This window comes from Actinophytocola sp. (assembly GCF_036378875.1).
Taxonomy (GTDB): domain Bacteria; phylum Actinomycetota; class Actinomycetes; order Mycobacteriales; family Pseudonocardiaceae; genus Actinophytocola.
Map to the genome: position 1 here is coordinate 1 of NZ_DASUVO010000028.1, position 23,551 is coordinate 23,551.

The following is a 23,551-nucleotide window of genomic DNA, read 5'->3' on the forward strand; positions in this document are numbered from 1 at the left end:
GAGTGGGTTGAGGCGTTCGCAGGAACAGTTCGATGCGAACGGAGCAACGCGAGCCATCGGAGCGGAAGTTTCGTCATGCTCCGTATCGGCGCCCTCACCTGCGGTATTGACCGTTGCTGTCGTGTCTCGGCAGACTTGCGCAATGACCGTTGGGGAATTACCCGAGAGATTAGACTTTCGTCATCGCTTCACCCCGCCTCCTGACCTCGTTGTTTGGGGTCTTGGAAGAGTGGGCAGCGAAGTGCTCAGGACGGTCGCCGACCGGCACCGGCAACGGACCTTCGCGGCGGTGACCACCCAGCCCCAGCTGGCAATGAGCCTCGGGCCCAACGTCATCCCGGTCGAGTTCGACGAGCTGGCCGGCAACCGCGCGCCCGTGCTGGTCTGCGTCGCGGACAACGAGGCGCTCGCACTGCGCTCGTGCACCGAGATCGAGACCGGCCGGATCACCGTGGCCCTGCGCAACCACCGGCTGATCACCGCGCATCTCGGGTCCCGGATGTGGCGCGACCGGCCTGTGCTGGTGGTGACCAACCCCGTGGAGTTGTTCTGCGCCAAGCTTGCCGAGGCCACCGGGCACGAGTCGGTGTTCGGCGTCGGCATGCAGCTCGACGCCCAGCGGTGCCGGGACGTGCTCGCCACCGGCTGGCGGATCGAACTCGACCCCCACGAGCTGCCGGTCACCGGGATGCACGGCCTCGAGCCGATTCCCGTGCTCTCGGCGGTGCCGGGACTCGCGGAAAGGATCGGCGCCGAGCCGTGGCCGGTGGTGACGGCAAGGCTGCAGGCGGCCGCGAACTCCTTTCAGCTCAAGTGGATCCGGCATCCGGAGCGGATGGCGGCCATGTTCGAACGGCGTGGCGAGGCGCCGGCCGACGATCCGCATCGCCGCGTCGGCGTGGCGGTCGCCGCACTGACGGCCGCCGAGTTCGACCGCGACCGGCCCCCGGTCGCCAGGGCGATCGGCCACGTCGCCGCCCTGGTGGACGCCTGGCTGGACGGTGGTTCGGTCGCCGTCGCCGGTCCCTGTCGTACGGGCGACGAGCTGGTCTATCTCGGTGGCACGACAGAGCTTCCGAACGGGACGTTCCGCGTCCCGGACCTCTCCCCCGTCGAGTCCGAACTGGTCGCGGGACAGGTCACCCGAATGCGCGCGCTCACCGAAGCGGTGGAGGCGGCGTGAGCGGAGCTTGCGGAGCGTTCCGTCGCCACGGAGCGGGCGAGGAGGCGGCGTGACCAGGAAGCACGTGCTGGTCATCTCCTTGCAGGTGGGCAGCGGGGCGTCCAAAGGGCACCTCAACCCGCTCGTCGGTGTCGCGCAGCACCTCATGGGGCGGGGCCACCGGGTGAGCTGGCTTCCGCTGCCGGCCGCCGTCGGGCCCGCTGACCGGGCTCAGCTGACCGACGTGGGCGTCGAGCTGGTCGACCCGCCTCCGCTGCCGCCCGGTGTCATCGCCGGTCCCACGGAACTGGCCGCGATCGCGCGGGACCCGGCCCGGATCTGGGAGGCCTACCGCTCCTTCCTCCTGGACCCCGTGCCGCACCTCCTCGACGACGTCGGCGCGGCGCTGTCGCGACTGGAGCCGGACATCGCGTTGATCGACACCATGTCCTACACCGGGATCATCGCCTGCGAGCTGGCCGGGCTGCCGTGGGTCGGCGCGTGCGCCGGCCTGAAACTGGTGCACCCACCGGGTTTCAGCGCGGCCTACCGGGGCGACATGACGCCCATCGTGCGGCCGAGGACCGAGCTGTTCGCACAGTTCGGGATGGCGCCCGACTTCCGTCTCTTCGAGTGCCCGTCGCCGACGGCCAACGTGGTGTTCGGCACGGAAGAACTCGTCGGCGACGTGTTCCCGCCGCGGCGGACCTGGCTCGTCGGGCCGACCATCGCGCCACGTCGCCGTGGTGACGAGACCGCGTTCCCGTTCGACCGGATACCCACCGACCAGCCGCTCGTGTACGCCTCCTTCGGCAGTGTCCACACGCGACTGTCGGGTGACGGCGTGATCGACGCGCTGGTCGAGGCGACCGCGAAGCTGGGCGCCACGCTGGTGATCAGCTCGGAGGCCGTGGCACAGCGCGCCGACGAGCTCCCGGCCCACACGATCGCGACGCCCTACGTCCCACAGCTCGAGATGCTCGGCCGGGCCGACGCGTTCGTCAGCCACGGCGGCGCCAACTCGGTGATGGAGGCCATGTACTTCGGCGTGCCGCTGCTCGTGATCCCGCTGGCCAGCGACCAGCCGATGCAGGCGGGCCTGGTGGAACGCGCGGGCGCCGGGATCGCGGTGGAACGCGAGGACCTGACCACGGACTCGGCGGTCGCCGCGCTCACCCGGCTGCTCGACCCCGACGACCCGATCAGACACACCGTCGCCCGGATCCAGAAGTCCTACCGGGCAGGCGACGGCGCGCGGAGAGCGGCCGAGATCGTCGAGCAAGCCGCCTCCTGACCGGAGTGTGGCAGGAAGGGGTCGGTTCGTGAGTGGACCGCTGTGCACCGTCGTCGTTCCCACCTACAACCGGAAACGATTACTCGAGCTCACGCTCGACTCGCTCGACAAGCAGAACCTGCCCAGGGACCGGTTCGAGGTGCTGGTCGTCGACGACGGCTCCAGTGACGACACGGCGACCATGGTGCGGGGCTTCGAAGACCGGCTCGACCTGCGGTACTTCTTCCAGCCGGACGAGGGTTACCGGCTGGCGAAGGCACGCAACGTCGGCATCACCCATGCCCGTGGCGAGATCTGCGTGTTCGTGGACGCCGGGGTACTGCTGCACTCAGATGCCGTGGGCGCGCACGTGACCACCCACGAAACCACGGCGGAACCGCTGGCGCTGAACGGGTACGTGTTCTGTTTCAACCTCGACAACGACGACGCCGCGCTCATCAGGAAGTTCATCGATGTCGACGACGTCGACACGACCATCGCGTCGATGGCGCAGACGGGTGCGTGGCCGGACCTCCGCGAGGACTTCTATACGCGGTACACCGACGACTTCGACCACGTCCCCGCACCGTGGCTGATGCACTGGGGCTGCCACGCCTCGGCGCGGACCGAACAGCTGCGCTCGGTCGGCATGTGTGACGAGTGGTTCCAGCAGTGGGGTGGGGAGGACCTCGACCTCGCCTATCGGCTGCACCGTGACGGCGCGCGGTTCGCCGTGAACCGGGCGGCGAGCTCCATTCACTACCCGCACGACAAGGACCACACCGACAACGCGAAATCCGCGCAGTACAACTACCGGTATATGGCGCGGAAATATCGGACACCGATAACCTGGTTGCTGACCGAGGTGCCCGAAGTCAACTTCGGCACGCTCAACGAGGTCATCCAGGAACGCGGACTGCCCAGTTGCGCCGATTATGTCGCCAAGAGCGAGGTCACACGATAGCGGCCAAGCGCGGTAAAGGCATGAGAACACATTCCTCGCGACAGTTGTTCGCCGCCAGGTGGGACATTGTCCGCCTGCTTCCCCGTGCAGGTGGTGGTCTGGTCGCCGCGCTGGTCGTGGTCGACCTGCTGCTGGGGCTCCTCCCGATCGTGTTCGCCGTGGCGACGGCGAACGTGCTCGGGCGGGTGCCGGCCGCCGTCGACGCCGGACTGGACTCGGCCGCGTGGCGCTCGCTGGTCACGGTGTTCGGTGTGGCGGCCGCCGCGTTCGTCACCAGACAGCTGCTCGTGCCGGTCGAACGGGCCATGGGCGAGCTGATGACGCGCCGGATCGACGGCCAGGTGGTCGACGAGCTGATGGCCGCGTCGCTGCGCAGCCCCGGCCTCGGTCCGCTGGAGGACCAGCGGGCACTCGACGCGCTCCGCACCGCAGCGCGGGAGGTGGAGTTCGGCGTGCGGAGTCCCGGCCGGGCGGCCGCCGGTCTGCTCGCGCTGGTCGCCCGGTACACGGAGCTCACCGGCTACGCCGTCGCCGTAGGAGTGGTGTTCTCGTGGCTCGGAGCCGCGGCGTTGGTCGGCACCGTGCTGTTGTTCCGCCACGGCCAGCGGGGCGGGCTGCGGCGGTACGCGAGGACGCGGGTCCGGCTCGCCGCCGACGAGCGCGAGATCGACTACCTACGCCAGCTCGCCGGCGGGGCCGCCGCCGGCAAGGAGATCCGGGTCTTCGGACTCGTCGGCTGGCTACGGGCACGCCTGCGCGCCACCCACCTGCGTTTCCTCGACGTGCTCTGGGCGGAACGCCGGCGCATCTACCTGTGGCCGTTCGTCTTGTTCTCGATCGTGGGGCTCGCGGTCACGGGCGTGGTCCTCGGGGTCGTCGGCGCGACGGCGGACTCGCTGACGTTCACGGACTTCGTCCTCGTCGCGACGTCGACCCTCGGCCTGCTGCGGCTGGCCGAGCACTACCCCGAGGCGGACATGCCGACCGTGATCGGCATGAGCGCCTACCAGGCGGTACGGCGGTTCGCGGAGCACGTCGACGACTCCCGGGAACCCCCACCGCCTCGTGCGGCCGTGCCAGAGCCGGTCGGCGCCATCCGGTTCGAGGGGGTCGGCTTCCACTATCCCGGCCAGCGAAAGCTGATCCTCGACGGGTTGGACCTGACGATCCCCGTCGGCCGCTGCACGGCGATCGTCGGCGTGAACGGCGCGGGCAAGACCACGCTGGTCAAGCTGCTGGCCAGGCTCTACGAACCGACGGCCGGCGCGATCACGCTGGACGGCGTCGACATCCGCGACCTCCCGCTCGACAGGTGGCGCGCCACGCTCAGCGTGATCTTCCAGGACTTCGTGCGGTACGAGTCGTCCGTCGCGGACAACATCGGGCTCGGCGCCGTCGACTGGATCGACGATCGGGAGACGGTCCGCGAGGTCGTCGAGTCGGTCGGGCTCACCGACACCGTGGCCCGCCTCCCCCACGGCCTGGACACCCCGCTGGCGCGGCACCTCACCGGCGGAGCGGAGCTGTCCAGCGGCCAGTGGCAGCGCGTCGCGCTGGCCCGGGCGCTGTTCGCACTGCGCCACGGTGCCTCGATCGTCGTGCTGGACGAGCCGACCGCGAGCCTGGACGTGCGCGCGGAAGCGGGCTTCTTCGCGGAGTTCGCCGGCCTCGCCGCGGGGGCGACCACTCTGCTGATCTCCCACCGGTTCTCGACCGTGCGGCACGCCGACCACATCGTGGTCCTCGAGCACGGCAGGGTCGTCGAACAGGGCGACCACGCCGGCCTGCTGGCCCGCGACGGACGCTACGCGGAGCTGTTCCGGTTGCAAGCCAACAGGTTCACCGAGGAATCCGTCCAATGAGGACGCTGATGAGCGGCGCCAGGACGATGCTCGCCACAGCGTGGCGGATGAGCCCGTTCCGGACGGCACTGTCGGTGGTCCTGATGGTGGCCGGTGCCCTCGCCGCGCCGCTGTTGGCGGCCGCACTGGGCTGGATGGCCCACGAGGTCGCCTCCGCCGACGGGGCGGACGCCGTGCGCGCGGGTGTGACCGTCGCCGTGCTGGCGGTCATGGTGCTCACCCTCGCGCACTTCGCGCACGTGGCCTACTACGAACTGGCCGAACTGGCCGAGCTGGACTTCGACGAGCGCGTGATCGAGGCGTCGAACGGCTCGGCCGGCATCGAACACCACGAGCGGGCCGAGCACGCCGACACGTGGACCGTGCTGCGGCAGGACGGCAGGCGGTTCCGAGCCGGCCTGGAGGCGTTGCTCAACGGCGTCGGTCTGGTCCTCGCCATGGGGCTCACCTCGGTCCTGCTGTCGTCGCGAAACCCCTGGCTGCTGCTCCTCCCTCTGGCAGCGGTGCCACCCCTGATCGCCGGGCGGGCGGCCGAGCGGATCCTCGACCGTGCCCAGACCGCGACCGCCGAACCGACCAGGGCCGCGCTCAACCTGTTCCACCTGACCACTTCCGCACGCCTGGCGGGAGAGCTGCGGGTGTCCGGCGTCCAGGACGAGCTGCGCACCCGGCACCGCCGGCTGTGGGACACGGCGACGGAAGGCCTGTGGCGCGCACACCTGACGGCGACGTGGGTGCGCGCGGCGGGGCAGCTCGTCTTCGCGCTCGCCTACATCGCGGGTGTGCTGCTCGTGGTCCGCGACGCGATAGCGGGGCGGCGCGGGGTGGGCGACGTGGTGCTGGTGATCGTGCTCGCCACCCAGGTCAACCAGCAGGTCGCCACCGCGGTCACCCTGCTGCGCGACCTGCACCGGATGGCGGCCGCGTACCGTCGCCTCGCCGAGGTCGACGCGGTGGTGCGCGCCACCGCCCCGACCCGGTCGGGCCACTGCCCGCCCCGCCGGCTGCGGGACGGGATCACGCTCGACGGGGTGGCCTTCACCTATCCGGGCACCGACACGCCGGTGCTGCACACAGTGGACCTCCACGTCCCGGCCGGCGCCACCGTCGCGATCGTCGGCGAGAACGGCGCCGGGAAGTCCACTGTGGTCAAGCTGCTCTGCGGGTTCTACCAGCCGACCGAAGGCCGGATCCTGGTCGACGGAACGGACCTGCGGACCATGCCGCCCGAGATGTGGCGCGCACGGGTCGCGGCCGGGTTCCAGGACTTCGTCCGGTACGAGCTGACGGCACAGCAGGCGGTCGGCATCGGCGACCTGCCCCGGGTGTCGTCGGAGCCCGCTGTCCGCGCGGCACTGGACCGCGCCAACGCCACCGGTGTGGTGTCCGACCTGCACACCCAGCTGGGCAGGAGCTACACCGACGGCGCAGAACTCTCCGGCGGGCAGTGGCAGAAACTCGCGCTCGGCCGGGCGATGATGCGCGAGACGCCCCTGCTGCTCGTCCTCGACGAACCGGCGTCGGCGCTGGACCCCGAGGCGGAGCACCTGCTGTTCCAGCGGTACACCGAGCACGCCCGACGGGTGGCGCGGCGGACGGGCGGGGTCACCGTCTTCGTGTCCCACCGGTTCTCCACCGTGCGCATGGCCGACCTGATCGTCGTGGTCAAGGACGGCCGCGTGGTGGAGACGGGTGACCACACCACGCTCACCGGAGGAACCGGCCTCTACGCCGAGCTGTTCGCACTCCAGGCCGAGGCGTACCGCTGAGCGTCACCGGTAGTCCGAACCGGGGGAAGAGGGCGTCCGTGTGGAAGCGGGCGATGTGGTGGATCCGGTCGCCTGCCATGGTGAGCACGAAGAGCCCGGCTGGCGAGCCCGGTTCGCCGAGGTACACGCCGTAGGCGGGCTGGCCGTTGGCCTTCGTCGGCACGAGACGGACGCGGAGGTCGGACCGGTGGGTGAACGAGACACGCAGGAAGGCCGCGATCGCGGCGGTGCCGTGGTACTCGTGCGGTGCCGGTGGCATGGACAGCCACGCGTCGTCGGTGAGCAACGCGATCACGCCGTCGATGTCGGCCGAGGTGAACGCCTCAGCGAACCGGCGGCCGAGGTCACGCTCCTTCTCCGGTTCCGGCCGGGGCGTGCGGGTGTCGGCCTGGAGTGCCGCGCGGGCGCGTTGGAGGGCGCCTTTGACCGCTGTCGGCGTGGTGGCGAGCATCTCGGCGACCTCGTCGGCGGTGAAGCCGAGGACGTCGCGTAACACCAGGGTGGCCGCCTGCCGCGGTGGCATGCGCTGGAGCGCCGAGACGAAGGCCAGCTCGACCGCCTCCATGGTCTGGTAACGCGCCGCCGGTTCCGGCGCGGCGTCGGCGATGCCCGCCAGCAGCGCGTCCGGGTAGGGCTGCAGCCAGGTGATCTCGGAACGCCGGGACGGTTCGGGTGGCTGGAACGGCGGCACCGGCTCTGGCGGCGTCCGTCGCTTGGCGTCACGCATCGCGTTGAGGCAGCGGTTGGTGGCGATCCGGTACAGCCAGGCCCGCACCGACGCCCGGCGCTCGAACCCGGCCAGACCACGCCAGGCCGCGAGCAGCGTCTCCTGCAGCACGTCCTCGGCGTCGGTCAGCGACCCGAGCATGCGGTAGCAGTGCACCCGCAGCTCCCGCCGGTACGGCTCGACGAGCTCGGCGAACGCGTGCTCGTCTCCGGTCACGGCCCGGTCCACCACGTCCTGCTCCATGCGCGGATCCTGCCACCGTTCCGTTCGCGACCGAGTCGGTGTCTGGACAGTCAGCACGACCGACACGACAAGGAGACGACCATGACGACCAGTCCGGCACTGCGCACCGCGCTCGCCTACCACCAGGCATGGACCAACCACGATCTGGACACCGCCATGACCCACATCGCCGACGACATCGTCTGCGACGCGCCGGCCGGCCGCATCGAGGGCAGCGAGGCGTACCGGGGCTTCATGGGGCCGTTCGTGGACATCCTGAAGAACGCGACCCTCATCGCCGCCTTCGGTGACGACGACACGGCCGTGATCGTGTACGACACCGAGTCCGTGCCGGTGGCGAGCGCGCCAGCGGCCGAGTGCGTGACCGTCAGGAACGGCTTGATCACCTACAGCCGCTTCATCTTCGACCGCACGCCGTTCGACGCCGCCCGCGCCGCGGCGGGACAGCATGTGAATCCGTAGCGACTACGCGCCGCGAACAGGGTGGCGGTGTGGCCGTTGCCCTGTTCGGCGGTCGTGTACAGGCTGGCCTCACGACTCGACGCTGCTCGAACGTGTCACGATCTGCGGGTCCGCGATCTTGGCAGGTTCGGCGGACTCGACCACGAGAAGGGAACCGCCATGCTGCGCTACCCGCTACTGCACCCACCGCTGCTCGCAAGCCTCGCGGCGACCGGCCACGGCTCGCGCATCCTGATCGCTGACGCCAACTACGCGCACGCGACGAACGTCGCGCCGACCGCCGAGGTGATCTACCTGAACCTGCGTCCAGGGCTGGTGGGCATCGACGACATCCTCAGCACTCTGCTCACCGCGGTGCCGCTCGAGGCGGTGCACACGATGCGGCCGGACGACGGCACCACACCCGAGTTCTGGCAGGACTACGAACGCCTCCTCGGCCCCGACCTCCCACTCGAACCCCTCGAGCGACTCGAGTTCTACCGCACCTGCCGCGAACCCGACCTCGCGCTGTGCATCGCATCGGGCGACACCCGCCACTACGCGAACCTGCTGCTGACCGTCGGATTCCTGCCGCCCGGCTGACGAGCCTCGCGCCCAGCCCGCTGCTCGAAGTCCTCGGCAGCGCCGCGTCACTCATGCACGGCGCGGCCGACGGCGAGACCAGAAGGGCGCCTCGGGCCACCGCTGCTCGCGCCTGTAGAACGCATCCCGTTGGGCGAGGAACGTGTCGAAAGCTCGTCGAACCCGCTGGGCGTACCGCTCGGTCGCCGTCTCGTCCCCGTCAAGGAAAGCCCGGATCGTGTCGGCCGCCGCCACGCCGTTCGACAGCGCCTTGTGGATGCCCTGTCCGGACAACGGGTCGTACGACGACGCCGCGTCGCCGACGGCGATCCAGTGTGGACCCGCGGGGCGGTCGAGGACGAAACACGGCACCGGGCACACTCTGAGGGTGCCGGGCAGGAAGAAGGACTCGGACAACGCCGGCGCCAGGAACGAGGTCTGGCTGAGCCGCCTGAGCCACGACCCGTTCTCGTGCAACGTGGCCGCCCTCAGGTCGTCGCCGTCACAGGCGAAGGCGACCGCGATGCGCCGGTCGGGAAGGCGCGCCGCGTACCACCATCCGTCCGGGACGGCCTCGAGCATCGTGAGCTGGGTGAACTCGGCCCCGTCACGCAGGTGGAAGTAGCCGGTCGCGCAGAAGAACCGGTCGTGGACCAGCCACTGGGCGCCACAGGCGCGGGCGAGCCGTGCCCTGCCGCCCATGGCGTCGATCACGAACGATGCCTTCAGCCGCCGGACACCGGCACCGGTCTCCAGTTCGACGACGAACGCCCGCTGCCCGTACGGCCGCACCGACCGGAACCGGGCGCCCGTGACCAGGTGTACGCCGGCTTCCGTTGCGCGGTGCGCGAGGAAGGCGTCGAAGCGTCGCCGGTCCAGGTGGAAGCCGCTCCCGTCGGGACTGACGGTGAAGTCGTTGTAGCCCAGGACGTCGTCGCCCCAGGACGAGCAGCTGCCGTAGCACGGCTCGTGCCCCTCCAGCTCGAACGCCTCGAGGAGCCCCAGGCGCGCGAACAGTCGGCGGGTGTCCGGCGGGACGCTCTCACCGATCCGCTCGGCGGCGTAGGTGCCGCTCTCCGCCACGACCACGGTCCCGCCGCCGGACCGGCGGAGCGCGATGGCAGCCGCGCAACCCGCCGGCCCACCACCGAGCACGACGAAGGTCGGGGCTCTAGTCGTCCCGCAGCGCGTTGGTCGGCCAGTCCTCGACAAAGGGGGCTCCGTCGTCCTCGAACAGGCTCGCCACCTCGAGGAACGTGTCCGCGGGCAGCTTGTCAATCGCGTCCTGGTTGTCCAGGCCCTCGATCTGGGTGCGCTGCATGATGGTGCCGATCCGCCACCAGTTGGGGATGATGTCCTCGCGGTTCTGGTACCGGCCGGTGTCCGCGTAGTTCTGCGAGGTCGTCCCGGGCCCACGGAGTGACCACCGCTGACCGGGGAGCTGCTCGTCGGTTTCTGGCGGACGCGTGTCGGCGGCGACGTTGACGGCGACCGGACGCTGCGCCGGCCACGACCAGTACAGCGTGCTGCTGTCCGTCGGGTTCGGGTCCGGCTGGTGGGTGGCGCAGGAGTTGTAGTCGGTGTGCCACGGGACCGACATGAACTTGGAGCTGTCGCCAGGCTCCAAACCGCTGTCCGAGTGGTAGGGCACGTAGCCCTCACTCAGCAGCGGCAGACCGTCCGGCGGCAGTTGGGCGTAGTCGAGGGTCTTCTGGCGGATCCGGAACGGACCGTGGGTCCTCCACGCGACCTGCCAGGTCTCGGGCACGCGCACGGGGAAGGTCATGTCGATCCCCGGGCTGAACCGTCCGCCAAGGCAGTTGATCAGCGACGCCTTGTCCAGGTACTCACCCGGTCCCAGCGCGGGCCGGTCGGTGGCGATGCGCCTGGCGTCCCACTGTTCGAGGAAGAAGTACTGCGTCTTGCTGACCGACAGCATCGACTGTCCGGAGTCGCCGAGGCCCGCCGGCATGAGCGGCGCACCGATCGCGTGCTGCTCGGGGTTGTTCGGATTCCGGATGAACGCCAACCCGGCCAGGATCGTCGTGCTGGGGTCGGCGTCCGCGGTGATCTGGCCCACCGCGTCGTGCGCCTGAACCGCGCCGTCCGACAGGTTGGTGTTCCATCGCTGGACGCGGGCCGCCTGGAAGATCGGGTTGAGCTGCTGCGCGAAGTCCGGGCGGTAGCCACGCTGGAACACCCCGCCCCTGAACAGCTCGGGTTCGAGGTCGAGCTCGCGCACGAACGTGTCGTAGATGTCGTCCCACAGCGAGACGACGTTGAGCGTCTGCGGGGCGAAGCCGGGATCGGTCGAGACCACCCACGCCCCCGCCACCTCGCCGATGGTGTCGTCCTCGAAGACGAGGGTGGCGTTGACCGGTCCGTCGGCCGTGTCGTCGAACCAGCCGTCGTTGTCCACATCGGACGTCAGCGGGTAGTACGCGCCGGAGTCCTGCGGATACCAGGCCGCGGCCCGGCCGGACGCGGCGACCACGTGCAGGCGCCCGACCTCGTCGGTGACCAGGTCGCCCAGCGTGTCGATCGGCCCGGAAGGTTGGTACAGCGGCGAGAAGCTGTCATCGGGGAAGGACTTCGGGTAGTCCGGCACGGGCAGGACGGCGGCACCTCGTCCGTAGGTGGCGACGCCCCCCTTTCCCATGTCCACACGGTCCTTCGCGGTGCCCCTGATGGCGCGGGGACCGGGATCGATGGTCAGCTTCCTGACCCGCTCGGGGTCGGCCGCCCACTCGCCCTCGCCCACGTTGCGCAGTGGCGGGGTGAGACCGTTCTCGTACTGCGAGAGCAGGTAGACCGCCGTGGTCCCCGGCGCCTCGAGCAGGTAGCAGTTGGCCTTCTTGTTGGCGACGTGCACGGTCCAGACGATGTCCACCACACGCTTGCCGTCGACGTGCGAGCCGATCGTGATCTCGGTGCCGGTGCTCGTCGGGTAGCGGCCCAGGACGTCGTCGTCGTAGGCGAAGATCTTGAACCGGGCGGCCTGCCTCTTCAGCCTGCCCCTGCTGTCCCGCACGTCGCGGCTCGTGATCGTGGTGACCCCGTCGGGACGCAGCGGAAGGCCGCCGACCGTCTCGGGGTTCGGGGTGGGCCGTCGGCCGTCGTCGGGCAGTGGCAGCGCGGCCATGGTCTCGGGCGCCAGGTTGTACTCGTCGCTGTTGCCGACGCGGGCGAAGCCGATGGAAGGGTGAACCCTGAACGTGGTCATGGCTGACCCGCCTCCCCGGAATTCGATGTGTTGGTCTCGTCTGGGGACGGATGGTGCTGTTTGGTCACGTACTTGTGGCTGGCTTGCGTCACGTTCCCCTGAGGTGCGGTTGCGAGCCGCGAGGTTGACACAGGTGGTGTCATGCCTTGCTCCCGTTGTCCGAGAACCGGGGCACGACGCCCTGGCGCCAGCAGGCGAGGACGTTCGCACCGACCGTCGACATGAGCGCGCCGAAGGGATCACAGACGGGCCGGCCGTTGAACATCTCGCGGATCGACGAGACCAGTTTCGCGAAGTTGCGACCCAGGACCTGCTGCGGTGCGGTGCCTTCCGCGTGCGGGTCGGCGGAGTAGGTCGCGGGAGCCCGACCGGAGAGCACGGCGTCGCGAACCGAGTTGAACTTCTCGAAATGACTGGACGACGCGTCGAAGTCGTCCGCGGTGTTCTGGAACGCCAACGGGATGGTCTCGTTCGTGTTGGTGCGGCCCTCTCCCTGCTCGGTGATCACGTCGACGAGCCGCAGTGCCTGGTTCAGCCCGGCCGGGCCGTCCTCGGTGACCGTGGTGTTGCCCAGGTTGCGGTAGAAGTTCGCGAAGTGGTCGACCTGGTTGTGGTTCCCGCGCACGTCGTGCGCGTGCTGCCGCATCCCGAACCGCAGCGCGGTGTAGAAGTCCCCAAGGGTGGCGTACTCGTCCCGGTCCGGATCGAGGGGCGGCGGGTGGGACTCGGGCAGCTCGATCAAGCACATCGTGCCGAGCCGGACGAGGTCCAGGCCGCCGAGACAGGCGTCCGGCGGGCCGTACTTCTTCACCGCCTCGGGGTCCAGTGCGAAGTCGAGGTGGGGGACCCCGCCTTCCCGGGTGTAGCGGAACGGACCGATCCGCAGCTGTTCTGACGGCTGGAACGAGTTGTAGAGGTTGGCCGCCAGCTGGGCGTGCAACATCTCCTGGTGGGCGACCGACTGAACGAGCCGGAAGGCAGGGTGCCCGATGTCCTTGATCGAGAACATCACCGTCAGGTAGTAGGGAATCGTCCAGATCTCCAGGTTGACGGCGAACGCCAGATGGGCGCGCACGTCGGCCAACGTCCACCGGTCGACCGGCTTGGGGCGCGCGAGTCCCACCGGGGGCAGAACCGTGTTCGACAAGTCCACCATCGCGCTACACCGTCGACCTGGTGAGGACGTTGGACGTCGGGTGCGGGAAGGTGTAGCGGTTCTCGCCCACCACGATGTCGAGCAGTATCCGCTGCGTATAGGCGAGAATGTCGTAGTTCTGCCCGCCGTCGAAGGAAAGCAGCCAGTATTCCGCGTTGTAGCCGGCGAGTGCCGCCTTCCGCTGCTCGAAGGGGATGTTCACCACCGTCCCGCCGTTGGTGGACTCGACGCGGCAGTAGATGTAGTTGCTGACGGCATGGCCGGCCGCGGCCAGGTCCTCGATCGCGTTCTGGAGCGGCAGGTTGATCTGTTGGGTCAGCTCCGGCCGCGGGTTCTGGTAGTTGTCCGGTGTGTTGAGCACCGCGCCGTACGGACTGGTGTCGATGTCGTCCGGGGTCGGCAGGACCGACGGCGCGACGGGGATCTTCGGCTCACCGGTGCATTCCTCGAAGCTGCCCAGCGCGAGGACCGAGACGCCGTGCGGCACCGAGATCTGCTTGCACATCGTGCGTTCCGGGGACTGCGGGATCGGGTGCCCCGGCTCGAACACCGGGTTGGTCGGCGGATAGAGATAGGGCCCAACCTGTTGCTTCCCGGTCGTCAGGTGCAGCCACGCCCCGTTCTCCTCGTGGACGATCGCGCCGATGTCCGGTCCCTCGGCGAGCCGGATCTGCTGGTCGTAGAACAGCACGAACGGGATCTGCTGGTAGCCGCCGCCCCGGTTCGGCGCCGCGGCGGGGGCGGTCACCGCGTCCGGACCGTTGAACACGATCGTCTCGAAGTACGTGAAGTTCTTGAGGACGTACCCCAGGTTCGCCCCTTGTTGCGGCGACTGCTGCGGTAGCGGCATCACGGTGTAGGAGTACGGATCGTCCTTGTCGCCCTTGTTCGTGCCGGGAAGGCTCTGGTTCGTCCACGTGCCGATCAGCTTCTGTTGGAAGGTCGACAGCTCCGCGGTTTCCGCCTTACGTGGCATGGGATACTCCCGTCGTTGTCCCGGCAGAGGGCCTCCGGCAGTGTCCAGCCCGTTAGCGGTGTCCACAATGGAATCCCTCACGTTGACCCGTTCGGGAGGGTCACCGCCGCTCAGGACCGACACGCTGCCACGCAACGAAAACGCCACCCCCGCAAGGGTCGTCCGATCGGGTGGTCTCTGATCACCCTTTCGAGAGGAACGTGCGCAGCGCCTAGGGTGGAAGTGTTGAGCGTTGGTGACGGACCAAGGGCGGTTCTCCACCATGAGGGACGTACATCGGCTCGAGTCGGCCAGCGGCTCCGTGCTCGCGGCGTGGGAACGGTTCGTGCAGGGCGAGGATCAGATCCCGGGTATCCGGCCCCTGGTGGCGATCTCGTGGCACCGCTGCCGCGAGCAGTACCGGGTCGACCCGCACCTCACGAACGCGCCGGCGGCCGTCGCGGAGCCCGGCCATCCGCCCGAGCACGACGTCGTGTTCGCGGAGCTGGGTTTTCGTGCCGCCTCCATCGCACACGAGGTGGGCAACCTCGGTGGCGTCGTCACCATCACCGACGCCACCGGCCGGATCCTGGCCGAGTGGGGCGACCAGGCCACGCTCGCCCACGCCAGCAGCGCCAACCTGGCGCCCTGGTTCTGCTGGTCCGAGTACGCGGTCGGCACGAACGGCATGGGCACCGCGCTCGAGGCGCACGGCCCGGTGCTGATCAGGGGCGCGGAGCACTGGTGCCAGGCGTTCCACAGCTGGGTCTGCGCGGGCATCGCGGTGCGTGACGTCGTGACCAGGGAGCCGATCGCGGTACTGAACATCTCCTGCTGGCGCAGCCAGCTACCCGCGTCCGCGGGAGGCTGGTTGGCGAACGCGGCCACCATGACCCAGTACCGCCTGAAGCGGCACGCCAGGGACAGCGGCGCCGAGCTGGTCGCGGCCTACACCCAGGCCCGGTCACGCTCCACCGCCGCGCTCGCCGCGGTGGACACCGCGGGCAAGGTGGTGATCGCCGACGACGTGGCCGGCACGCTCCTGGGCGTCCCGGCGTCCACGCCGGCAATCGATCCCACGCTGCGGTGGAACCCCGGGCTGCCGGAACTGATCGCGGCCGCCCGGCATGCCAGTAGGCAGGCGGCCCGCGATCCTGACTGGGTCGGCTCGACGCGGATCACCACCCACCTCGCCGACGAGCCGACACCGATCAGCATCCGGCCCGTCTACTCGTTCGGCCACCTGATCGGGAACCTGGTCTCCTTCGGCGCCTCCGACGGGGCCCCGTTGCCGGACGCGGAACGGTCCGCGCACCCTCGGCCGCGACCACACCGGCTCGTCGCGACGCGCGACAACCGGACGGTGTTGCTGCGGCCGCGGGAGGTCTCCTTCGCCGAGTCACAGGGAAACGACGTGTGGCTCGCCACCGATCAGGGGCGGCTACGCGCCGCCTCGTCGAGCCTGGACCGGCTCGACGGCGAACTGGCGGACGCCGGCTTCCTGCGGGTGCACCGCCGGTATGTGGTCAACCTCAGCCGTATCCGGGAGATCGAACGCGGGGGCAAGGGCGAGCTGTCGCTGGTGATGGACGACCAGACGGACGAGATGGTGCCGGTTTCCCGTCGGAACGCCCCGGCCGTGCGCCGCGCACTGGACATCTGATGAACACCGACTGGTGGCCGAACCGGCTGAACCTGACGATCCTGCGCAAGCACAACCCGGCCGCCAACCCCCTCGGCGGGGACTTCGACTACGCCGCGGCGTTCCGGACGCTCGACCTCGACGCCCTGGCGCGGGACGTCGACGAGGTGCTGACGACCTCGCAGGCATGGTGGCCTGCGGACTTCGGCCACTACGGGCCGCTCGTGATCCGGATGGCGTGGCACTGCGCCGGGACGTACCGCATCGCCGACGGCCGAGGTGGCGCCAGCGCTGGGATGCAGCGCTTCGCGCCGCTGAACAGCTGGCCGGACAACCGAAACCTCGACAAGGCGCGGCGGCTGCTGTGGCCGGTGAAGAAGAAGTACGGCCGCACGATCTCGTGGGCCGACCTGATGATCTTCGCGGCCAACCGTGCCCTGGAGTCGATGGGGTTCACGACTTTTGGCTTCGCCGGCGGCCGTGCAGACGTGTGGGAGCCCGACGAGGAGACCTACTGGGGTCCTGAACGCGCCTGGCTCGGCGACGAACGCCACGGTGGCGTCCGTGAGCTGGCACCTCCGCTGGCCGCCGACCAGATGGGCCTCATCTACGTCAACCCGGAGGGCCCGAACACCGTCCCGGACCCGCTCACCTCGGCCAGGGACATCCGGGAGACGTTCCGGCGCATGGGGATGAACGACGAGGAGACCGTCGCGCTGATCGCGGGCGGCCACACGTTCGGCAAGACCCACGGCGTCGCCGACCCGGAACGCGTCCTCGGCCCAGAACCCGAGGGCGCGCCTCTCGAGGAGCAGGGCCTGGGCTGGAAAAGCCGGCACGGCACCGGAAAGGGCCCGGACGCCATCTCCAGCGGGCTCGAGGGAACGTGGACACCCACGCCGACGCGATGGGACAACAGCTTCTTCGAGACCCTGTTCGGCTACGAGTGGGACCTGGAGTTGAGCCCGGCCGGTCTGTGGCAGTGGATCCCGCGAGACGGCGGCGGGGCCGGCACCGTCCCGGACGCCCACGACCCGGCGAGGACACACGCCCCGACGATCCTGACGACGGACCTCGCGCTGCGGTTGGACCCGGTCTACGAGCCGATCTCCCGGCGCTTCCTGGAGAACCCGGGCGAGCTCGCTGACGCGTTCGCGCGCGTCTGGTTCAAGCTGACGCACCTCGACATGGGCCCGATCCAGGGTTACCTCGGCCCGCTCGTCCCGAAGGAACCGCTGATCTGGCAGGACCCCGTGCCCGCGGTGGACCACGAACTGGTGGACGACACGGACATCGCGGCGCTCAAGGCCAAGATCCTGGCGTCGGGGCTGTCGATCGCCCAACTCGTCGCCACCGCGTGGGCGTCCGCCTCGACATTCCGCGTCAGCGACCGGCGTGGCGGGGCGAACGGCGCGCGCATCCGCCTCGAACCGCAGCGGAGCTGGGAGGTCAACGAACCCGACACGCTTGCGACGGTGTTGACCACGCTGGCGGGCGTCCAAGCGTCCTTCCAGGCGGGCGGCAAGAGGATCTCGCTCGCCGATCTCATCGTGCTCGGTGGTGTCGCCGCGGTCGAGCAGGCGTCCGGCGTACCGGTCCCTTTCACGCCGGGACGCACGGACGCCACGCAGGAGTGGACCGACGTGGAGTCGTTCGCCGCGCTCGAACCGGCCGAGGACGGGTTCCGCAACTACCTCGGCAAGGACAACCGGCTGCCGTCGGAGCACCTGCTGGTCGACCGGGCGAACCTGCTGACGCTGACCGCGCCCGAGATGACCGTCCTCGTGGGTGGGCTGCGGGTGCTCGGCGCGAACTACCAGCAGTCCACACTGGGCGCCTTCACGGCCACGCCAGGGACGCTGACCAACGACTTCTTCGTGAACCTGCTCGACGTGGGCACGGAATGGCAGCCGACGTCGGCGAAAACCTTCGAGGGCCGCGACCGCGCCACCGGCGAGGTCAGGTGGACCGGCAGCCGCGTCGACCTCGTCTTCGGCTCGGACTCGGAACTCCGTGCCGTCGCGGAGGTCTATGCCAGCGACGGGGAGAAGTTCGTGCGGGACTTCGTCGCCGCGTGGACCAAGGTCATGAACCTCGACTGACCCGCCTCCCGGAATTGACCGAGGCGGTTGTCTGGCTGACCATCCGCGGGAAAGGGTGTCGAATGAAGATTGTCATCGCCGGCGGCCACGGCAAGATCGCTCTGCGGTTGACCCGGCTCCTCGCCGAACGTGGCGACTCCGTCGTGGGCATCGTGCGCGACCCCCGCCACGTCGACGACATCGAACGGGCGGGTGGGGAGGCCGTCGTGCTCGATCTCGAGCATGCCACGGTGGACGAGGTCGCCGCGACCCTTGTCGACGCGGACGCTGCCGTCTTCTCGGCCGGCTCGGGCAACAACGCCACCTCCGCACGCCGGGACACGATGGACCGGGCCGCTGTCGTGCTGGTCATGGACGCGGCGGAACAGGCCGGTGTGCGACGGTTCCTGCACGTCAGCTCCATCAACGTGGGCTGTGCCGACGACCGCGACATCGGTGACGGGTACGCCGTCTACTTGCGGGCCAAGCGCGCCGCCGAACAGCACATCTTCGCCCGGGACAAGCTCGACTGGACGGTACTGCGGCCCGGCGTGCTCACCGACGGCAACGGCGACGGCACCGTCGAACTCACCGCCGGGAACAGGGTCGGGCCAACGCGCGCCAGATTCGACCAAGTCACCAGGGAAGACGTCGCCGCCGTGCTCGTGGCGCTCATCGACCGGCCCGACACCGCCGGCCGTGTCTACGTGGTGGTCGGCGGCGAGACCCCCATCGAAAAGGCGATCGACGTCTAGTCGCGGTTTGGCCGCCACGCGGCTCGTGCAGACCACTGTGCGGCGGCCTCGGCTCCGTTCCTGCGGTGCCGCATCGGGGACGAACGGCGGCCGGTCGGGAACGAACGGCACGGGCCGGTCCGCGCCCTTGTCGGTGCCATTCATCCGGCGTAGCGTTTTATTATCCTTGTCGACGTGATTAGTTCGGCATTTTGAGGTCAATTCGGAGAACATTTTCGAAATGAGGAGAGTGATGCCCCGATGACGACCACGGAGGATCGTTCCGACCTACTGAACCAGCTGGGGTTGAACACGCAGAACAAAGCGGCGCTCGGTCGGGTGCTGGGGACCGGAACCATCGGGCACGCCACCGAGGACGCGGATGGCCGCATGCGGGCCACGATTCGCATCAACCCGGACGAGATCGTCTGGGATCCTTCTATTCTCGTCATGCCGCATGGCGGCGATATCGAGTTGGAACTCATCAACGACGACCTGAACACGCACTGCGCGCTCCTGCCGAGCAACGGCGACCGGAAGTTCATCTGGTTGGTGAACCACTCGAAAGGACGGGCGACCCTCAACCTCGACGGGCCGGGCTACTACTGGTTCAGCTCACCAACGGGCAATGACGAGGGCCGCGGGCTGACCGGAGCAATCGTCGTCCTCGGGGACGCTCCGCCGGAAGCTCGTCTCGACCGTCCAGAACAGCCGCGGCCGTAGGAAGGAGGAGGCACGATGACCGTCGAATACGTGGACGCGGGCGAGGCTGTCGACCAGGGAAGCCTGAGTGGCAAGGTCGCGGGCGGTGAGGTCGCGCCACCGGTGGTGGCCGGCGTCGACTACGAGCGCATCCTCAACGCTCGCGAGGAGCCACAGAACTGGCTCACCTACTACGGCGACTACAACGGGCAGCGGTACAGCGCGCTGGACCAGATCAACACCGAGAACGTCAAACGCATCGGCCCAGCGTGGATCTTCCAGGCCGGCACGACCGGTCTGATCGCGGGCGCGTCGACCTACTCGTTCGAGGCGACCCCGATCGTCGTCGACGGGATCATGTTCCTGTCCGGCTGGGACGGCTGGGTCTGGGCACTCGACGCGAAGACGGGTGTGGAGATCTGGCGGTACAAGCACGCCGTGCCCTTCGACGTGTCCCTGTGCTGCGGGAACGTGAACCGCGGTGTCGCGGTGGCGAAGGGGAAGGTCTTCTTCGTGACGGCGAACGCACGGGTGCTCGCGCTCGACGCCACCACCGGCAAGCGGGTCTGGGACAAGACCTACGGCGACGTCCGGGCCGGGGAAAGCGGCACGGTCGCCCCGCTGGTGGTGAAGAACATGGTCATCGTCGGCAGCTCCGGCGGTGAGTTCGGCGTACGCGGCCACCTCGACGCGTTCGACGTGGACACCGGCGAGCACCAGTGGCGCTGCTACACGGTGCCGAAGCCCGGCGAGCCCGGCTCCGAGACCTGGCCCGCCGACGGTGAGGCCTGGGCACGGGGTGGCGCGAACTGCTGGCTCACCGGCACGTTCGACCCGGAGACCAACCTGCTGTACGTCGGCACCGGCAACCCGGCACCCGACTTCGACGGCGGCGTCCGCGAGGGCGACAACCTCTTCACCGACAGCATCATCGCCGTCGACGTGGACAGCGGCGAGATCCGTTGGCACTACCAGTGCACCCCGCACGACGTGTGGGACTACGACAGCATCGCCGAGTGCATCCTGTTCGAACAGGACGGACGCAAACTGCTGGGGCACTTCGACAAGAACGGCTACTTCTTCGTCCTCGACCGCACGGACGGCTCGCTGGTGCAGATCACCCCGTTCGTGGACCGCATCACGTGGGGCGCGATCACCCGTGACGGCAAGGTGACGGCCAAGATCTACCCCGACAAGGAAGGAGAACCGGTCCACTTCTACCCCGGCCCGGCCGGCGCCAAGGAATGGACGCACGCGGCCTACAGCCCGAAGACCGAGCTGTTCTACGTCCCGGTGCAGGACACCGGCGCCACGGCCACCCGGCGGCGCAGGGAGTTCAAGGAGAGCATCCCGTACTGGGGCGCGGGCGTTCAGGTGGACATCGAGGACATGGCGGGGTCCATCAGCGCGTTCGACGCCAACGGCGAGGAGAAGTGGCGCTGGCGCAACGAACTCCCGATGTGCGCATCGGTACTGGCCACCGGCGGTGACCTGGTGTTCGCCGGCGAACCGTCCGGGGAGTTCAACGCACTCGACGCCCGCACCGGGGACCTGCTGTGGCAGTTCCAGTGCGGAAGCGGCCACCACAGCAGCCCGACCACCTACATGGTCGACGGCCGGCAGTACGTCGCCGTGCCCGTCGGTTGGGGCGGCTGGGCCGAAGGGTTCCTCCCGGGCATGCTCGGCGCGGGGCACGGCAGCGCCCTGATCGTCTTCGCCCTCCCGGAGGAGTAGCGGACGCGGCGGGCACCGGGCAGGGTCCGGTGCCCGTCGCGTTGCCATTTCGGCAACAGACTTTGCCGATTCGTCTTCCGATCGGTCACCATCGCCGGAGTTGGTGAGACGAACAGGAAGGACGAGCGGTGACGCACGGGTTCGACAAAAAGTACTGGGAACAGCGCTGGCGGCAGGGATCCATGGGTGAGAGCCCGCCGAACCCGTACCTCGCTCGTGAGATCGGTGAGCTGCCGCCGGGCACGGCGCTGGACGCGGGATGCGGTGGTGGCGCCGAGGCGATCTGGCTCGCCTCTCGCGGGTGGCAGGTGACCGCGGCCGACATCTCACCCGAGGCACTCGCCCGGGCCGCCTCGCGCGCGAAAGACAGCGAGCGCGTGCGGTGGATCGAGGCGGACCTGAGCGTCTGGCACCCGGACACACGGTTCGACCTGGTCATGACCCATTACGCCCACCCGGCGATGCCGCAGTTGGAGTTCTACGACCGCATCGCCGGCTGGGTGGCACCCGGCGGCACGTTGCTGATCGTCGGTCACCTCCACACCCACCGCGCCACGGACCACCACGATCACCCGCCCGCCGAGGCGTCGGCCACCGCCGAGGCCATCACGGCACGCCTGGACGAGACGGCATGGGAGGTCGTCACCGCAGAGGAGTGCCAGCGGACCGTCACCGGCAGAGAGGTCCCCCTCCACGACGTCGTCGTCCGGGCCACCCGAAGCCGCTCGTTGCTGTGACCGACGACGTTCGCCGCCTCGCTCAGACACCTGGAGACAGCCCGCTGTGAAAGACCCTCACCACACCGGCGCTGCCGTGGAAGGCGCGCTGGGCTCGTTCAGCGCTACGAAAGCGCCTCACCACACGGCGGGTTCAACCGGTCGGGTGGTGAAAGCGTCTTTCACAGCGCGAACGGCGAGGGGCCGGCGAACCTTCGCGGGCTCCGCTGGCGCTCAGGACGCCATCGTCTCGCCCGGCGTGAGGAAGGATGCTTCATCGCACGGGCCACCGGGCCTTTCACTCCACGGGCCAGCGTTTTATGCCGGGAAGGTATTCGGTGATGCCGAATTCGTGTTAGACGCGCATGAGTTGGCTACCTAACCTCATGATCACCCACGGGACACCGTGAGTGACCGCGACGATGCGGAGGGAAGCCCTCATGTTCGATCGCAGAACGTTGATGCGAGGCGGCGCGGCTGCAGCCGTCGGGACGGGAGCCCTGCTGGGCGGCCATGTCCCGGCGGCCGCCGACCCGAAGCGGCCGCCCCACAAGCTGAAGATGCACGTCGGCACGCAGCGGCGCGCCGCGACGGGGGCCGTGCTGCAGGAGTTCGTCAGGCACGGGGTGACGCACTGGGTCGGCTACCCGCCGAACCCGCCGCTGCACGAGGGCCGCGGCCACTGGTTGCCGCACGAGGTCGAGCAGACCCGCGAGTTCGCGGAGCAGAACGGCGTCACCCTGGACATGGTGGCCCTGCCGATGCTCACCTCGTCGCTCATCGACAACGACCCCCGGCCGGCGATCATGCTGGCGAAGAGTCCCGAGCGGGATCGGGACATCGAGGACATCCAGAAGATGATCGAGGCGTGCGCGATCGCCGGCGTGCCGGCGTTCAAGTACAACATGAGCCTGCTGGGCGTCATGCGCACGAGCGAGACGCCGGGCCGCGGCGGCTCGACCTACGAGACCTTCCGCGCCGCCGAGCTGGATCCCAACGCGCCGTTGACGATCGCCGGCCGGGTGGACGCGGACGCTTTCTGGGAGCGGATCAACTACTTCGTCGAACGCGTCATTCCCGTTGCCCACCAGTACAAGGTGCGCGCGGCGTGTCACCCGCAGGACCCCGGCACGCCGAAGGGCGGACACCGCGGCATCGACAACGTCCTGAGTGTTCCCGGCGGGAAGGGCCTCTTCACGTTCCTGTCCCTGCACGACAGTCCCTATCACGGCCTCAACCTCTGCGTCGGCACGCTCTCGGAGATGCTGTGGGACCCCCAGCGCGAGGTCTACGGCATCCTCCGCAGACTCCTGCGCACGCGCCGGGTCTTCAACATCCACCTGCGCAACATCATCGGCCGCCGTGACGACTTCATGGAGGTCTACCCGGACAACGGGGACAACGACCACGCCAGGATCATCCGCATCCTCGCCGAGGAAGGCTACGAGTACAACGTCGACCCGGACCACGTACCCAACCACCCCGACGACCCGGACGGCCAGCAGGCGTTCGCCCACGGCTACGGCTACCTCAGGGCGCTGATGCAGGCGGTCGAGAGCACGCTCTGAGTCCTGCGTCGGGCATG

The 23,551-nt window shown here is 69.3% G+C and carries 18 protein-coding genes and 1 pseudogene; 14 read left to right on the forward strand and 5 right to left on the reverse strand.

What is annotated here, in order from left to right; translation table 11 throughout:
• The first annotated feature begins 229 nt into the window (after window positions 1-229).
• From VF106_RS07915 to VF106_RS07935, 5 genes are read left to right on the forward strand one after another with little or no spacing between them, the layout of a single operon-like run.
• On the forward strand, window positions 230-1,183 hold the full coding sequence (locus VF106_RS07915) for a Rossmann-fold NAD(P)-binding domain-containing protein (protein WP_330838933.1): 954 nt from the start codon (window positions 230-232) through the stop codon (window positions 1,181-1,183).
• A gap of 49 nt (window positions 1,184-1,232) precedes the next feature.
• Window positions 1,233-2,456, forward strand: coding sequence for a glycosyltransferase (locus tag VF106_RS07920; protein WP_330838934.1), 1,224 nt, complete (start codon window positions 1,233-1,235; stop codon window positions 2,454-2,456).
• A 28-nt stretch (window positions 2,457-2,484) separates the two neighbouring features.
• Window positions 2,485-3,399 carry a glycosyltransferase gene (locus VF106_RS07925; protein WP_330838935.1) on the forward strand — a complete coding sequence of 305 codons (915 nt, stop codon included), beginning with the start codon at window positions 2,485-2,487 and terminating at the stop codon, window positions 3,397-3,399.
• A gap of 20 nt (window positions 3,400-3,419) precedes the next feature.
• The gene (locus VF106_RS07930) at window positions 3,420-5,261 is read left to right on the forward strand and encodes an ABC transporter ATP-binding protein (protein WP_330838936.1); all 1,842 of its coding nucleotides are present in this window, start codon (window positions 3,420-3,422) and stop codon (window positions 5,259-5,261) included.
• Window positions 5,258-7,030 carry an ABC transporter ATP-binding protein gene (locus VF106_RS07935; RefSeq protein WP_330838937.1) on the forward strand — a complete coding sequence of 591 codons (1,773 nt, stop codon included), beginning with the start codon at window positions 5,258-5,260 and terminating at the stop codon, window positions 7,028-7,030. The genes VF106_RS07930 and VF106_RS07935 overlap by 4 nt, the downstream gene beginning before the upstream one ends.
• On the opposite strand, the gene VF106_RS07940 is transcribed toward VF106_RS07935, so the two are convergent.
• The gene (locus VF106_RS07940; protein ID WP_330838938.1) at window positions 6,969-8,000 is read right to left on the reverse strand and encodes an RNA polymerase subunit sigma-70; all 1,032 of its coding nucleotides are present in this window, start codon (window positions 7,998-8,000) and stop codon (window positions 6,969-6,971) included. The two genes, VF106_RS07935 and VF106_RS07940, sit on opposite strands and share 62 nt — an antisense overlap.
• An 81-nt stretch (window positions 8,001-8,081) precedes the next feature.
• Between VF106_RS07940 and VF106_RS07945 the strand changes: the two genes are divergently transcribed.
• Both VF106_RS07945 and VF106_RS07950 read left to right on the forward strand, forming a co-directional pair.
• The gene (locus VF106_RS07945) at window positions 8,082-8,462 is read left to right on the forward strand and encodes a nuclear transport factor 2 family protein (protein WP_330838939.1); all 381 of its coding nucleotides are present in this window, start codon (window positions 8,082-8,084) and stop codon (window positions 8,460-8,462) included.
• Between the two features lie 159 nt (window positions 8,463-8,621).
• The gene (locus VF106_RS07950) at window positions 8,622-9,044 is read left to right on the forward strand and encodes an RbsD/FucU family protein (RefSeq protein WP_330838940.1); all 423 of its coding nucleotides are present in this window, start codon (window positions 8,622-8,624) and stop codon (window positions 9,042-9,044) included.
• 51 nt (window positions 9,045-9,095) lie between these two features.
• Here the strand turns inward: VF106_RS07950 and VF106_RS07955 are convergent, their stop codons facing one another.
• From VF106_RS07955 to VF106_RS07970, 4 genes are all read right to left on the reverse strand, one after another.
• Entirely contained in the window at window positions 9,096-10,178 is a 1,083-nt protein-coding gene (locus VF106_RS07955; protein WP_330838941.1) for a tryptophan 7-halogenase, read from the reverse strand.
• A 16-nt stretch (window positions 10,179-10,194) separates the two neighbouring features.
• Window positions 10,195-12,246, reverse strand: a complete 2,052-nt coding sequence (locus tag VF106_RS07960) for a LodA/GoxA family CTQ-dependent oxidase (RefSeq protein ID WP_330838942.1) — start codon at window positions 12,244-12,246, stop codon at window positions 10,195-10,197.
• Window positions 12,247-12,385: 139 nt separating this feature from the next.
• Window positions 12,386-13,402 carry a ferritin-like domain-containing protein gene (locus tag VF106_RS07965; RefSeq protein ID WP_330838943.1) on the reverse strand — a complete coding sequence of 339 codons (1,017 nt, stop codon included), beginning with the start codon at window positions 13,400-13,402 and terminating at the stop codon, window positions 12,386-12,388.
• 4 nt (window positions 13,403-13,406) lie between these two features.
• The gene (locus VF106_RS07970) at window positions 13,407-14,378 is read right to left on the reverse strand and encodes a heme-binding protein (RefSeq protein ID WP_330838944.1); all 972 of its coding nucleotides are present in this window, start codon (window positions 14,376-14,378) and stop codon (window positions 13,407-13,409) included.
• A gap of 262 nt (window positions 14,379-14,640) precedes the next feature.
• Between VF106_RS07970 and VF106_RS07975 the strand changes: the two genes are divergently transcribed.
• The 7 genes and pseudogenes from VF106_RS07975 to VF106_RS08005 all read left to right on the forward strand — a co-directional run bounded on the left by VF106_RS07975 (window position 14,641) and on the right by VF106_RS08005 (window position 23,534).
• Window positions 14,641-16,020 (forward strand): DNA-binding protein, encoded by a 1,380-nt coding sequence (locus VF106_RS07975; RefSeq protein WP_330838945.1) that lies wholly within the window; start codon window positions 14,641-14,643, stop codon window positions 16,018-16,020.
• Window positions 15,951-18,101: pseudogene (gene katG / locus VF106_RS07980) on the forward strand (catalase/peroxidase HPI); the annotation flags it as partial. The gene VF106_RS07975 and the pseudogene katG, both read left to right, overlap by 70 nt.
• A gap of 62 nt (window positions 18,102-18,163) precedes the next feature.
• Window positions 18,164-18,835 (forward strand): SDR family oxidoreductase, encoded by a 672-nt coding sequence (locus VF106_RS07985; RefSeq protein WP_330838946.1) that lies wholly within the window; start codon window positions 18,164-18,166, stop codon window positions 18,833-18,835.
• Window positions 18,836-19,075: 240 nt separating this feature from the next.
• Window positions 19,076-19,537, forward strand: coding sequence for an MSMEG_3727 family PQQ-associated protein (locus tag VF106_RS07990; protein ID WP_330838947.1), 462 nt, complete (start codon window positions 19,076-19,078; stop codon window positions 19,535-19,537).
• Between the two features lie 15 nt (window positions 19,538-19,552).
• A complete protein-coding gene (locus VF106_RS07995; protein ID WP_330838948.1) occupies window positions 19,553-21,250 on the forward strand; it encodes a PQQ-dependent dehydrogenase, methanol/ethanol family in 1,698 nt (565 codons plus the stop codon).
• Window positions 21,251-21,378: 128 nt separating this feature from the next.
• Window positions 21,379-21,987: a class I SAM-dependent methyltransferase gene (locus VF106_RS08000; RefSeq protein ID WP_330838949.1), complete on the forward strand. Its 609-nt coding sequence runs from the start codon at window positions 21,379-21,381 to the stop codon at window positions 21,985-21,987.
• A 419-nt stretch (window positions 21,988-22,406) separates the two neighbouring features.
• Window positions 22,407-23,534: a mannonate dehydratase gene (locus VF106_RS08005; RefSeq protein WP_330838950.1), complete on the forward strand. Its 1,128-nt coding sequence runs from the start codon at window positions 22,407-22,409 to the stop codon at window positions 23,532-23,534.
• The last annotated feature ends 17 nt before the right edge of the window (window positions 23,535-23,551 follow it).

Coding starts and splice junctions, on each gene's coding strand:
- VF106_RS07930 (WP_330838936.1), top strand. CDS start 3,420: ATGAGAACACATTCCTCGCGACAGTTGTTCGCCGCCAGGTGGGACATT.
- VF106_RS07935 (WP_330838937.1), top strand. CDS start 5,258: ATGAGGACGCTGATGAGCGGCGCCAGGACGATGCTCGCCACAGCGTGG.
- VF106_RS07940 (WP_330838938.1), bottom strand. CDS start 8,000: ATGGAGCAGGACGTGGTGGACCGGGCCGTGACCGGAGACGAGCACGCG.
- VF106_RS07945 (WP_330838939.1), top strand. CDS start 8,082: ATGACGACCAGTCCGGCACTGCGCACCGCGCTCGCCTACCACCAGGCA.
- VF106_RS07950 (WP_330838940.1), top strand. CDS start 8,622: ATGCTGCGCTACCCGCTACTGCACCCACCGCTGCTCGCAAGCCTCGCG.
- VF106_RS07960 (WP_330838942.1), bottom strand. CDS start 12,246: ATGACCACGTTCAGGGTTCACCCTTCCATCGGCTTCGCCCGCGTCGGC.
- VF106_RS07965 (WP_330838943.1), bottom strand. CDS start 13,402: ATGGTGGACTTGTCGAACACGGTTCTGCCCCCGGTGGGACTCGCGCGC.
- VF106_RS07970 (WP_330838944.1), bottom strand. CDS start 14,378: ATGCCACGTAAGGCGGAAACCGCGGAGCTGTCGACCTTCCAACAGAAG.
- VF106_RS07975 (WP_330838945.1), top strand. CDS start 14,641: ATGAGGGACGTACATCGGCTCGAGTCGGCCAGCGGCTCCGTGCTCGCG.
- VF106_RS07985 (WP_330838946.1), top strand. CDS start 18,164: ATGAAGATTGTCATCGCCGGCGGCCACGGCAAGATCGCTCTGCGGTTG.
- VF106_RS07990 (WP_330838947.1), top strand. CDS start 19,076: ATGACGACCACGGAGGATCGTTCCGACCTACTGAACCAGCTGGGGTTG.
- VF106_RS07995 (WP_330838948.1), top strand. CDS start 19,553: ATGACCGTCGAATACGTGGACGCGGGCGAGGCTGTCGACCAGGGAAGC.
- VF106_RS08005 (WP_330838950.1), top strand. CDS start 22,407: ATGTTCGATCGCAGAACGTTGATGCGAGGCGGCGCGGCTGCAGCCGTC.